Source organism: Isoptericola sp. NPDC019482 (genome assembly GCF_040632295.1).
GTDB lineage: Bacteria > Actinomycetota > Actinomycetes > Actinomycetales > Cellulomonadaceae > Isoptericola.
The window spans coordinates 21,221-33,766 of sequence record NZ_JBEYBQ010000013.1 but is presented as its reverse complement, the minus strand read 5'-3'; the positions used below and the strand labels follow the sequence as shown (position 1 = coordinate 33,766).

Annotated in this window: 10 protein-coding genes and 1 pseudogene; 10 read left to right on the top strand and 1 reads right to left on the bottom strand. The window is 68.8% G+C overall.

Annotated elements, in window-relative coordinates; all coding sequences use genetic code 11:
- The first annotated feature begins 50 nt into the window (after positions 1–50).
- The 9 genes and pseudogenes from ABZ493_RS10885 (at position 51) to ABZ493_RS10845 (ending at position 9,679) form a co-directional block, all read left to right on the top strand.
- On the top strand, positions 51–977 hold the full coding sequence (locus ABZ493_RS10885) for a hypothetical protein (protein WP_430582180.1): 927 nt from the start codon (positions 51–53) through the stop codon (positions 975–977).
- A gap of 40 nt (positions 978–1,017) precedes the next feature.
- On the top strand, positions 1,018–2,010 hold the full coding sequence (locus ABZ493_RS10880; RefSeq protein ID WP_430582179.1) for a ParB/RepB/Spo0J family partition protein: 993 nt from the start codon (positions 1,018–1,020) through the stop codon (positions 2,008–2,010).
- Between the two features lie 5 nt (positions 2,011–2,015).
- A complete protein-coding gene (locus ABZ493_RS10875; RefSeq protein WP_430582178.1) occupies positions 2,016–2,717 on the top strand; it encodes a hypothetical protein in 702 nt (233 codons plus the stop codon).
- Between the two features lie 5 nt (positions 2,718–2,722).
- A complete protein-coding gene (locus tag ABZ493_RS10870; protein ID WP_430582177.1) occupies positions 2,723–3,931 on the top strand; it encodes a M23 family metallopeptidase in 1,209 nt (402 codons plus the stop codon).
- A gap of 62 nt (positions 3,932–3,993) precedes the next feature.
- Positions 3,994–4,260, top strand: coding sequence for a DUF6112 family protein (locus ABZ493_RS10865; protein WP_430582176.1), 267 nt, complete (start codon positions 3,994–3,996; stop codon positions 4,258–4,260).
- Between the two features lie 32 nt (positions 4,261–4,292).
- A complete protein-coding gene (locus ABZ493_RS10860; protein WP_430582175.1) occupies positions 4,293–4,628 on the top strand; it encodes a DUF6112 family protein in 336 nt (111 codons plus the stop codon).
- 33 nt (positions 4,629–4,661) lie between these two features.
- Positions 4,662–5,939, top strand: coding sequence for a conjugal transfer protein TrbL (locus tag ABZ493_RS10855; protein WP_430582174.1), 1,278 nt, complete (start codon positions 4,662–4,664; stop codon positions 5,937–5,939).
- The gene (locus tag ABZ493_RS10850) at positions 5,936–7,384 is read left to right on the top strand and encodes an SCO6880 family protein (RefSeq protein ID WP_430582173.1); all 1,449 of its coding nucleotides are present in this window, start codon (positions 5,936–5,938) and stop codon (positions 7,382–7,384) included. The genes ABZ493_RS10855 and ABZ493_RS10850 overlap by 4 nt, the downstream gene beginning before the upstream one ends.
- Before the next feature lie 1,065 nt (positions 7,385–8,449).
- Positions 8,450–9,679, top strand: a pseudogene (locus ABZ493_RS10845) (ISL3 family transposase).
- 275 nt (positions 9,680–9,954) lie between these two features.
- On the opposite strand, the gene ABZ493_RS10840 reads toward ABZ493_RS10845, so the two are convergent.
- The gene (locus ABZ493_RS10840; RefSeq protein WP_430582172.1) at positions 9,955–11,340 is read right to left on the bottom strand and encodes a hypothetical protein; all 1,386 of its coding nucleotides are present in this window, start codon (positions 11,338–11,340) and stop codon (positions 9,955–9,957) included.
- Between the two features lie 665 nt (positions 11,341–12,005).
- On the opposite strand from ABZ493_RS10840, the gene ABZ493_RS10835 reads away from it, so the two are divergent.
- Positions 12,006–12,464, top strand: a complete 459-nt coding sequence (locus ABZ493_RS10835) for a hypothetical protein (RefSeq protein WP_430582171.1) — start codon at positions 12,006–12,008, stop codon at positions 12,462–12,464.
- The last annotated feature ends 82 nt before the right edge of the window (positions 12,465–12,546 follow it).

Here is a 12,546-nt window from a genome sequence, read left to right as displayed (position 1 = left end):
GGTAGTCCGGTCTCACCCACCCCGGCGGGCCCGTCCGAGGGGGTGGACCTGTGAATGGCGAGCCCACCTTCGCCGACAACGCGGGGCTGCGTGCGCTGCTGCTGGAGTTGTGCACCAACTCGGCGCGGTCGTGGCGCACGGATCCCGAGGCGCGCGAGCTGATGCGGTTCTGCGCGCGCCGCTATGCCGCACTCGCTCGCACCTACGGTCAGACGCCGCACGACGCCGCGGTAGCCGCGTTCCTCGAGCTGCGCCGGCCGCGCCTGCTGGAGAAGACCGACCCCTGGGCATTCGTCACGACCTCGGTCGAGGCCTACCTCAAGGCGCAGCAGCGGGCCGACGAGCAGCTTGTCAGCGAACGCACCGCCCGGCACCGCGAGCCTGTCGATCCCGCCGGGATGCACGAGGCACGCCGGTTCGACGAGCGCGGCTGGGCCATGCTCGCCGACCGCGTCCCCACCCGGCACTGGGAGGACGACCAGCAGCGGCGTGTACCGCGCTCGACCTCGGCCGGGCGAATCCGCCCTACCGAGGTCGACGACGCGATCGACCGCACGGCATCGGTCCTCGCGGCCGTGGGCTGGGAGTTACCCGCGGCTGAGGTCGCCGTCGAGTACGTCACCGACCGCCTCGCGACGTCGGGTTCACGGCCCCGTGCGCACGCGTACCTGCGTCGGGACCCGCACGGGAGAGCACTGCTCGACCTGGACCAGCCGGCATGGCTCGCGCTGCTGACCGCGGTGCTGGGTGACCCGAACCCGGTTCTCGCGCTGACACCGCGCGGCCGCGGCGTGCTGCTGTCCCTGTTGCTCGGCCACGCGCCGTGGGACCTGCTGGCCGATGAGCCGCTCGCCGCACTCCTGGCGGCCACGACACCACCCCCGCCGGACGAGCTCGACCCGCACGACAAGGACCACGACGACGAGGACTACTTGGTCGACGCCTCCGGCGCCTGGGCGGTGGGCTCCCATGTCTGATCAACAGTCCCTGGCCGGGTACCTCGACGTCGAGCGTGCGGTGGACTCCATCCGGGTCGGCAACCGCTACCGCGAGGAGCTGGGCGATGTCGACGCGCTGGCGGAGTCGATCGCCAGGGTCGGGCTTTTGCAGCCGATCACGATCACGCCCGACGGCGTCCTGGTGTGCGGGCAGCGGCGACTCGAGGCCATCAAGCAGCTTGGGCACCACACCACGAAGGTCTGGGTGCGCACGGGGATCTCCGAAGGAGTGCAGCACCTGCTGGCTCTTCAGCACGAGAACACCACGCGAAAGCCCCTGACGGTCGTCGAGTCATCGAAGCTGTACCGGGAGATCAAGGCCCTGCTGGCCGAAGACGCCGCGCGGCGCAAGTCCGCGGCCCAGTTCAGCACGCACCACCAGCCGCGCCAGGCCGAGAGGGCCGCCGAGAACAACAGCGCACGTCGTGACGGTGGTGGCCAATGGCCACCACCGTCAAGGGAGGCCGCGAAGGCTCGCACCCAAGCGGCACGACTCGTCACGGGCAAGGCGTCGTACAAGGTGTTGGAAGCCGTCTCCGCACTGGAGCGGATCCGCGACGACACCGAGCAGCGGCCCCAGATCCGCGAGCATGCGGCCGCAGCTCTCGAGCGGATCAAGACGGGCGCTCCAGCGCGTGCCGCCTACGAGCTCGTCCGGGCGGAGATCATGAACAACCCGTACGCCCGAAGTCGCCCTCCCAGTTCCACGAGTAGTACCGACGCCGGCTTCGCGCGCACCGCCGCCGTCGTCCACGACGGGGCTTCCGCGCCCCTCGCTTCCAACTCCCCGTACCGGCCGGCAGGGACAGTCCGAGAGTTCCTGCTCACGATCAATCAGCTCGACGGATGGGCCGACGGCTTCGACCCCGACATCATCGGACGCCAGCTCGACGACGGCGGCTGGGACACGTTCGACCGCGTGCTGGATGAGTTCGGCCGGTTCGCCGTCGTCGCCCGAGCCGCGCGTGCCGCCGGCGACGCCAACTCCGGTGCCGGTAAAGGGACGGAGTGAACGCCATGTGGCCCCGTACCCCGCTGACCGTCGTCCCCTCTCGCACGCGTCGCCTGTTCGTCGTCGTCCTCGTCGTCGTGGTCGGGCTCGCCGCACTCGTCACGGTCGTTGGCCTGCTCTGGCCCCAGGAGGACGCCGCATCGTCCGCCGCGCCAGCACCGGCGGCGGGTCATGGTCCGGACGACGTCGTCACGACGGCGACTCCCCCGTCATCCGACGCAGACCTTGACCCGGTGCAGCCGTCGTCGGACCCGGTCGAGTTCGCCCGGGCTGCTGCCGTCGAGCTCTTAGCCTGGGACACCACCCAGCCTGTGCCGCGCAGCGCGTACATGGAGCGTCTGATCGCGGTCGGCGACCCGACGGGCGAGCAGACGCCCGGCCTGGTGGCAGACCTCGAGGCCTATCTCCCGAGCGACGGCGCGTGGGCGCACCTGAGCCAGTACTCGACCCGCCAGTGGCTGACCATCACCGACGCCGTCGTCCCCGAGACCTGGGCGCACGTGGTCGCAACCACGCCCGCCGACCGGCTCGCCCCAGGCACGGTCGCCGTCACCATCAGCGGCACCCGCCACCGCGCCGGCGTCTGGGAGGACGCGCCGGTCACCGACCGCTCCGCGGTCGCGTTCACCGTCTTCGTGGCCTGCGAACCTGCCTACCCCACCTGCGCACTGCTGCGCCTGGGCGCCCCCGACAACCCGATGCCGTGACCGTCATGCGCCGCCCGCTGTTGCTCGCCGTCCTGCCGCTCGCCCTCCTACCGGGCGCGGTGGTCGCGACCGTCGCGCTCGCGCTCCTGCCCGGCGTCGAGGAGTGGTGCGAACCTACCGTCGGCACCCTGGGTCCGACGCCGGACCGACTCGAGGCCCGCACCCGCGACGGCGTCCTCGTGCACCTGGACCGCACCCAGCTCGGGCACGCGGCGACGATCGTCGCGGTGGGGGCGCGGGTGCGAGGCGTGGGCCGCGACGGGCTTGTGATCGCCCTCATGGCCGCGCTGACCGAGTCACGGCTTCGGCAGTACGCCAACACGACTGCCTATCCCTCCTCGGCCGACTACCCGCATGACGCCGATGGCTCCGACCATGACTCACTCGGCTTGTTCCAGATGCGCCCGGCGGCCGGGTGGGGCACCGTCGCCCAGCTCATGGACCCGGCCTACCAGGCGCGGGCGTTCTTCGGCGGCGCCGCCGGGCCGAACCACGGCTCCCCACGCGGGCTGCTCGACATCCCGGACTGGCGGCACCTGGCGAAGGGCACGGCCGCACAGGCCGTCGAGGTGTCCGCCTTCCCCGACCGGTACGCCGCCTACGAGCCGGTGGCCGAGGCGATCCTCGACGCCCTCACCTCTTCCGCGGACACCACGGGCGACCGGCCGGCTGCACCGAACGTCGCGGGTGCAGATCGACTGCCGGCCACGACGTCGACGACGTTCCCGTTGCCCACGGGCGCATGGACCGCCACCAGCGGGTTCGGCATGCGGCGCAACCCCGTGCTCGGGGTGCGGCGTCTGCACGCCGGCGTCGACATCGCTGCCAGTGCCGGAACGCCGATCCTCGCGACCGCCGCCGGCCGCGTGGTGCACGCCGGGCCACGCGGCGGGCTCGGCAACGCGGTCGCCGTCGCGCACGACGTCGACGGGCGAGTCGTGGTGTCGGTGTACGGGCACATCCGCGACGACGGGATCCACGTCCGCAGCGGTGACCTGCTGGCCGCCGGGGACTGGATCGCCGACGTCGGCTCGACGGGCAACTCCACCGGCCCACACCTGCACTTCGAGCTCCGCCCCGGCGGCCTCGACGAGCCCGCCGTCGACCCGCAGGCATGGCTCGACGCCACCGACACCCGGGATCTGGACGACGCGCTCGACACCCTGCCCGCACGCTCCCCCGCCCTGTGCACCGACGAGGAGGCATCGGCATGAACCCCTTGGTATTCGGCCCCGCGCCAGCCAGTGCCACAGCGGTCGCCGCCGACATGGCCGCGGTGCCAGTCGGTCCCGACTTGGGCGCCGTCGCCGCGCAAGGGCAGCTCGCCGACCTCATCGGCGCCCTGCTGACCATCGCGCTCATCGTCGCTGTCGCGCTCCTGATCGCCTGCGCCATCACCTGGGCCTTGGCGACCACCAACGGCTCCTGGCAGACCGCGGCCCGCGCCCGCACCGGCGTCCTCGTCGCCCTCGGGGGCGCCACCCTGACCGGCGCCGCGCTCGCCTGGACCAACTGGCTCCTGGACACCGGCGCCTCGCTTTGACCCCGTCCAACCACCGCACAGGGAGCGGACCCATGAACCCCGTCATCAAGCCCTACATCTTTGGCCCCGCCACACCGGCGGTGGCGACCGTGCTGGCCGACATCTCCATCGACCCGAACACCACTGGCCTGCCCGGCATCAGCGCACTGCGCGGCATCGTCGGCGCCGTGATGACCATCGGACTTATCCTCGCGATCCTCGCCCTCATCGTCGCCGCCATCGTCTGGGCCTTCGGGTCCAACACCTCCAACCCGCACCTGTCCGGACGCGGCAAGACCGGCGTCCTGGTCGCGGTCGGCGCCGCCGCCGTCTGCGGGGCCGCCGTCACCCTCGTCAACTTCTTCTGGGACGTCGGCCGCGCCGTCTAGGCACCGACTGTCCGTCGCCGGAAGGAGGGCGACATGGACGTGTGCGGGATCCCCGTCGTCGCGACGTTCTGCCGCGCCGCGGACACCGCCGCCGCGACCGTCGTCGTCACGACCCTGCAGTTCATCACCGAACAAGCCGCAGAGGCGGCCGCCGGCCTCATGCGCGGCATGTGGAGCCTGTTCGAGACCACAACGTTCGTCGACATCACCAGCGGTCAGTTCACCCGCGTCTACAACATCGTCTTCGGCGTCGCCATGTTCGTCATGATCGGGTTCTTCCTGCTCCAGGTCATCGGCGCGATGATCCGCCGCGAACCTGCCGCTCTCTCGCGGGCCGCGCTTGGGCTCGCCAAGTCCGTCCTCGGCTCGTTCGTGGTCCTCACCCTGCTCGCCGCCGCCCTGGAGATCACCGACCGCCTCTGCGTCGGCATCATCCGCGCCGCCGGGACCAACCTCGAACAGCTCGGCGACCGCATCACCCTGCTCACCACCGGCACCACCATCACCCTCGGCAGCGGCGTCAGCGGAGCACTACTCATCGGACTCCTCATGTCCCTGCTCGTCGGCTGCGCCGCCATGATCCTGTGGTTCTCCCTGCTCGTCCGCAAGGCGCTGCTGCTCATCGCGATCGTGTTCGCACCCGTTGCCCTGGCCGGCGCCACCTGGGACGCCACCCGCGGCTGGGTCGCCCGCTGGGCCAACGTCGTCATCGCCCTCATCGTGTCCAAGGTCGTCATCGTCGTGTTCCTGCTGCTCGCCACCGCCCAGGTCACCGCACCCATCAGCACCGACCTGGCCAGCCTGTCCGACCCGATCTCCGGCGTCGTCCTCCTCCTCGTCGCAGGATTCGCGCCCTACCTCACCTACAAGGCAATCACCTTCATCGGCTTCGACATGTACCACGCCATGAGCGCCGAACAGGAGGCCAAGCAAGCCCTCAACCGACCCGTCCCCGTTCCCACCCGGTGGCTCAACCGCCACGAGACCCCCCGCATCCTGGACGGCGGCGGAAGCGGCGCAGGACGCGATGGCGCGCCACCTCCACCACCCGCGCCCGCAGTTCCCGGCCAGGCGCCGACCGCGGCGACGGCGGCGCAGGGCACGACGGCGGCCAGTACCGCCGCGAGCGGTGCGAAGGCCGGCGCGGGAGCCTCCGGCGCCGCAGCGGCCGGACCTGTGGCTGCGGCCGCCGTCGTCGGCAAGGAGGCCGCCACCGCCGAACCGAAGACCAGCGCATTCGTGGCAGGGAAGGTCGGACAGGAGTCGTCCGCCGCCCAACAGAATGGTGAGCGGGACGGGGGCAGCCGATGAGCACCGACGACACCGACGTCCGGCCGGTGCGGTTTTCCCGCCTGGCCCGCCGCGGCGTACTGCTCGGATTCTCCGGACCACAGCTCACCGCGCTCGGCGCCGCGGCCGTGCTCGGCATCCTCGCCCTGTACGCCGGAGGACCGGCACGCCTGATCGCCAGCCCGGTCATCGCCGCACTGACCGCCACCGCACTCGTCAGGGTCAACGGCCGCACCGCCATCGAGTGGCTGCCCGTCGTTTCGCACTGGGTGGGCCGCACCGCCACCGGGCAGACACAGTTCCGGGCCCGGATCGCCACACCCCGCCCCGCAGGAACCCTCGCCCTGCCCGGCGACGCCGCCCGGCTACGCGAATACCTCGAGCCGGACACCGGCGCCGTCTACGTGCACGACCCGCACGCCGCCACACTCACCGCCGTCGTCGAGGTCGTCCACCCCGCGTTCGTGCTCCTCGACCCGTCCGAGCAGAACCGCCGCGTCGCCGCCTGGGGCCGCGCCCTGGCCTCAGCGTGCCGCTCCGGACGCATCGCCGCCGTCCAGGTCCTCGAACGCACCCTGCCCGACTCCGGCAAATCCCTCACCGACTGGTGGCACACCCACGGAACCCGCGACGGCTCCTGGGCCGCGCAAAACTACGAACAACTCGTCGAACGCGCCGGCCCCGCTGGACAACGCCATGCCGCGACCATCTCGATCGCCATCGACCTCCGCACCTCCGCCCGCACCATCCGCGCCGCAGGTGGAGGCCTACGTGGCGGCGCCGTCGTCCTGCGTCAGGAGATCGACTCCATGACACTCGCCCTCCGCGCCGCAGACATCACTGTGTCCCCGCCCATCGGCCCGGGCGAACTCGCCCTCATGCTGCGCACCGCCTACGACCCCGCCGTCTCCGCCGCCCTCGAACGCCACGGCGACCTCGGCCGCGACCTCGCTGCCGCCGGCCCCGTCTCCGTCACCGAATCCTGGGGCCACCTACGCACCGACTCCGCCTACCACTGCGTGCTGTGGATCTCCGAATGGCCCCGCACCCACGTCAACCCCGCGTTCCTCCAGCCGCTACTCACCTCGACCGGCGTGCAACACACGTTCTCCCTGCACTTCACCCCTGTGCGAGCTGACCTCGCCGCCCGCGACCTGCGCAAGAAGAAGACCGAGCACCTCTCCGACGCCGCCCAGCGCGCCCGCATCGGCCAGATCGACGACGCAGGCCACAGCGCCGAGTACACCGACGTCCTCCAACAAGAAGCCGATCTCACCGCCGGACACGGCATCCTGCGCGCCACCGGGCTCATCACCGTCACCGCATCCAGCATGATGGAACTTGAGCGCGCCGTATCAACGATCGAGCAAGCCGCGATCCAGTCCTCCTGCGAGACTCGCCGTCTCTGGGGGCAACAGACCGCAGCCTTCAGCGCCGCTGCTCTGCCGTTGCGCCGACCAAGGTAGTTCTCGACGAGATGCGCTACACGATCGCGACCACTCGTGGCAGAGTGATGCCCGTGAGACGGCACACGGACTGCCCAGTTTGCGGTCAAGATGTTCGAAAATCGCCGCGAGGCGCATGGTTTTCACATCCGAACCCAGCAACTGGCCAGTCGTGCCAACTGTCTGGACACGTAGGAGACCAGTCAATCCTGTTGCCTTGCCCTCGGTGTCAACGAGTCGTTTCCGTCACCCCTGATGGCACCTGGCCTGCACATAGTGCGGTCGGCACGAACTCTCCTTGCGCACATTCAGGAACGCCTGACGATGTGCCCCACGAAGAAACCTCAATCACACCCCATGGCGATCACAACAACGAACGCCGATTCTCCAATTATCAGCTTCAGCAGGTAAAACTGCGGCACGAATCAATGTGGCGCCAAGGATCTCTCGAAGTCCGTCAAGAACTAATCGCACGACTTATCGAAAACCAAGCTCTCGTAGACGCACTGCTCATCCTAGAAGGAATCGAAAAGGGTGTGGCGCAGATCCGGCGTGAACTGACCGGGACTGGCGAAGCACCCCGGGTCCGCGAGCTAACCCAGCGCCTCCAGAAGGACGAGCAAGACGAGAGGTCACATCCTGCTAGGCAAACAGCAAGAGGCCATCGAACAACGTCGGACGAAGGCGTTTCGGTTCGCGCAATACCTTCGGGCTCTCCTGGTCTCGGCAAGCGGAAGTCATGACTGACCCGGCGACCGATCTAACATTCGAACGCTGTCCGGGATCCGCGATCATCTCGCACTGGCGACAACAGGACACAGAGGGATTCTCACGAGCACTTACATCGGGCTTCTCGTTTGAGGGCTCTTCGCAGATGAAGGGGGTGCCGGGGTGACACGCCGGGCGTGGCGGTGACGTCGGGGTAGGGGTCGAGGCCTCCAGGATCGGGAGCGACCAAGCATCCTGTTCCCGAGAGGCCTCGACGTGTCCGAGCCTACGGCCTGTGTGTCGTGCTGCCCTGATCCGAGATCTGCCGTTCCGTACTGCGTCCGCTGCGACCTGCTGATCGGGCTCGGTTCGTTGCACGTGATCGGCGTCGAGCGTGACGACGATGTCGTGATCGTCGTTATCGAGTCTGCGCCCGGGGTGATGGGCTGCCCGGCCTGCGGCGTGGTCGCCGCATCGAAGGGCCGCCGGACGGTCGAGCTGATCGACGTCCCGGCGTTCGGGAGCCCGGTCCGGTTGCGGTGGCGCAAGCGGCGGTGGCTCTGCCCTGACGTTGGCTGCGACGTCTCGTCGTTCACCGAGCAGGACGCCCAGCTCGCCGCCCCGCGGGCCGTGCTCACGTCGCGGGCGGTCCGGTGGGCGATCCGCCCAGTTGCGAGCCGAGAACGCCTCAGTCGCTGGGCTGGCCCGCCAGCTCGGCGTCTCCTGCTGGACGTGCTGGAACGCGATCCGTCCCATACTCGCTGACGCTGCCGACGACGAGTCTCGATTCGACGACGTCACGTTCCTCGGGGTGGACGAGCACGTGTGGCATCACGTCAGTCCGAGGGATCGTGGACCGAAGGAGCTGACCGGGATGGTCGACCTGATCCGCGATGACCAGGGCAACACTCACGCCCGGCTCCTGGACCTGGTGCCCGGCCGGACCGGCACCGTCTACGCCGCCTGGCTGGACGAGCGTGGGGCCGAGTTCCGCGACCGGATCCAGATCGCGACCCTGGACTCGTTCCACGGCTACAAGAACGCGATCGACGACCGGCTCCAGGACGCGACCGCGGTGCTGGACGCGTTCCACGTGGTCCAGCTCGCAGGCCAGGCGATCGACGAGGTCCGTCGCCGGGTCCAGCAGCAGACCCTTGGGCACCGCGGCCGCAAGGGCGACCCCCTCTACGGCATCCGCAACATCCTGCGCGCCGCCCCCGAACGCCCCACCGACCGGCAGATCAACAGGTTGAACCGAGCGATCGCCGCCGACGACGCCCACGAAGAAGTCCTCGTCGCGTGGCAGGCCGCCCAACAGATCCGCACCGCCTACCGGAGCCAAGACCTGACCCACGGGCGCCGGCTGGCCGAGCGCGTCCTGGCTTCCCTGCCGTCGTGCCCGATCCCCGAGATCGCCCGCCTCGGCCGGACCTACGCAAGTGGCGCACCGCGTTCCTCGCCTACTTCGACACCGCCCGCTCATCGAACGGCGGCACCGAGGCGATCAACGGGATCATCGAGCTCGCCCGCCGCATCGCACGCGGCTTCCGCAACCGCGACAACTACCGCCTCCGCATGCTCCTCGTCGCAGGAGGAATCACACCGTGACCCCCTTCAACTGCGAAGTGCCCGTTTGAGGTCGAGCAGAACGAGGACGACTGCGATGTCGGTGAGGTGCGATCCAGCGGACGCGCTCCTCAGGATCGGTCAACACGTCGTAGCGCGATAGGTGATCAAGCAGCGACCTAGTCATCCGGTAAGAGTGTCTGGTGACTTGATTCCTGGTCCTGGACGCCTGGTACTGACGAACCTGGAACTGACCGAACCTGCGAGTCAGTGCGACGTCGCGCCTATCACATCATGCAACCTAGTGAGAACACTTCTCAATCCCGATTCGCTTCGTCCGCCTTCTTGTCGTAGGTGTGTACGAAGGCGACCAGGAGGTCGATCCCCCGACCGTCGCGCTCGACACGCAGCAGAGGCCATCCAGATATCTGCCCCGCCTCTCGCACGAAGCCGTCGACCTCGCGCAGAGCGGAGAGTGCATCTAGGCGTGTACGGTCAACGTCCTTGTTGCGGACGCAGTACAGCAGCACCGCCTTCGTGTCACGGGCGTCCAAGTAGCCGCAGAGCTGGTCGAGATTGTCGGGGACTTCTGCCTTGCCGCCCCAGATCTTATTTTCGCACACGAAGACAGTCTCGGGACCGAGTCCGTCGTCGACGGAGTCCGCGCGGACCGACACATCGGTTTTCCCGGCCTTGCGGTATACCTCGCGATCGGCGCCCGGCAGTGCGGCGTTTAGCATCACGCACAGCGTGTCGGAGAGCATGTCCTCGGTGAACTTCGAGTAGCTCCGCGGGTACCGTTCGACCCCACTGCCCCAGACGCGGATGGTCCGGACGACGTCCTCGAACGACGCCCTGGAGAGACGGTGGTCACCGAGCGCCACGTCGAGAACTGTCGGTTGGGCACCGGTGTCGCCTGCCGGCTCGACCGATAGCTCGGGCTGCGAAAGGTGGCTGAACGGGATCTCGACCTCCGTCGAAATGCGGTGGATGCCACGCAGGTTCCGCTGAAGCGCCGTGATTTGTTCCGTGTAGAAGGCTGGGAGAATCTGCTCGTTGAACTCCCGGATTTGTGCCGCTATCGCGTCGACGACGGGTCTGATCGCCTCGATCCATACGTGCACCACGCGCGATCGAATCTCGTCAGAGTCGGCCGCTTGGAGGAGGTCCTGAGGCGTGACGTCGACCCGGACCGACAGCATACGAGCCTCACCGTCAGAACGGAGGAACCACCGGCTAGCGAGCCGACCGAGCTCCCACTTCCTCAGAGCAGCCTCAGGAGTCCAACTGTCGGACTGGAGCTGTTCGTAGACTTCCTCGTCGCTGAAGCCCGCGTCCACCGGGTCAGCTCCATGCGCGGCCAGGTCGGGCCAGTACACGAGCCACCCCACGTCGCCAGCGGTCTCGACGGCAAAGGTAAAGACATGCACCAGACCCTTCACGCCTCGCTCGAGTGTCGGCCGTGACGTTTCGGTCGTTCGTCCGAGGAGGCGGATGCCCTCGCCGAGTGCGGGCGGTTCGACGGCGGCCTTGCCGACAAGCTCGGCGACCAAGTCGGCGACCGGCAGCGTCCGCTTCTCGTCCTCTGAGAAAGGCACGAGGTGTATGCGGAGGCACTCCTCAGCCTGTTGGTTCAGCGCCAGCGATAGCGGACGATTCTCTCGCGAGAACCGGGTGAAGAGGTTGTTCTCGAAGGTGGGCACACCGGATGCTACCCAGAATCCCGCCCAACGGGCCGACTTCGGCACGGAAGCGGCTGTGGCCGCATCCGTGAAGAGAGGTCGCCCTCTCAGGTTCGCGCCACGCGGCTCATGAACGCCAGTGGTCTTGGGACGTCGAGAAGTCACCAGTCGAGGACCCTTGGAAGCGACGCGAGCCCACGTAGGTCAGCTCGTCCGCACCGACGTCGGCGCGTCATTGGGTTTCGCTGGCCCGCCCGGTTCGACGCACAACATTTCCGCCGCTCGCGCGTGGCATCCCCGCCCTCTACCTCGCAGCCGTCGGCCCCCGATCCTGACCAACGCGGGTACCAGGCACCGGGATCAGGATCTGGTACCCCTCGCGCCAGCCCGCCCGCCCCCACGCCGATGACGGCCGTAAGAAACTCCCGACCGAGCTACGGTCCGTGGGCGAACGCGCCAACACCCTGCGGAAAAGGCCCTGGCCCGACCTCCAGTTCGTCACCCTCGACCCGCACCGCCTCACCGACATCACCGCTGCCTCCCTCGTTCTGCTCAACCTTCAACGAAGAACCGAACCTTCACGCTGGTGAGATCAGCTCACATAGCACAGAGCCACCTGGACGACCTGTGAGCATCAGCCGCTGGACAGGCACACCTCAAGATGACATGAGTCACCTGGAGGAGCGATGTCGATCCATGACGACCCAGTGCTGGCTGCCAAATCTGTCGCCGAGGCAATGCGGGCTCTCACGCATGCGACCCGGTCGTTTCACGACCCGTCAGACACGTACTGGGCGGTCGGGAACGTGCTGTCGGTCGCGGGCCGGTTCGTGCAGGTGCTGGAGCAGTTAGCCGACGCCCACCGAGCCGAGTTGGACTCCGCGTCTGACGATGCTGGCAGTCACACGGCAGGGCGGGCGGCGGCGTTGTCGGCCGCGGAGCACCTGCACAAGGCAGCGATGGCGCACGCCGAGGCGTACCAACATCTCGATTTTGCCTCGCAGGCGTCGGGGCGGATCTCGTGGCGCCCACCCGAGCCGCCCACAACCCAGCGCCCTGGTCCGATCAGTGTGGGTGCACAAGTGGGCACCCTGAGCACCGACCGCGCCCCGGCCACTCACGACAGTTCGGAGCCGGGGCTGTGAAAAGCGAGCGCAGCTTCACGTCGACGCTGGTGGCACCTGCCGATGAACGACGAGCGGCGCGACGGGCCAGGCGTGCGGCCGC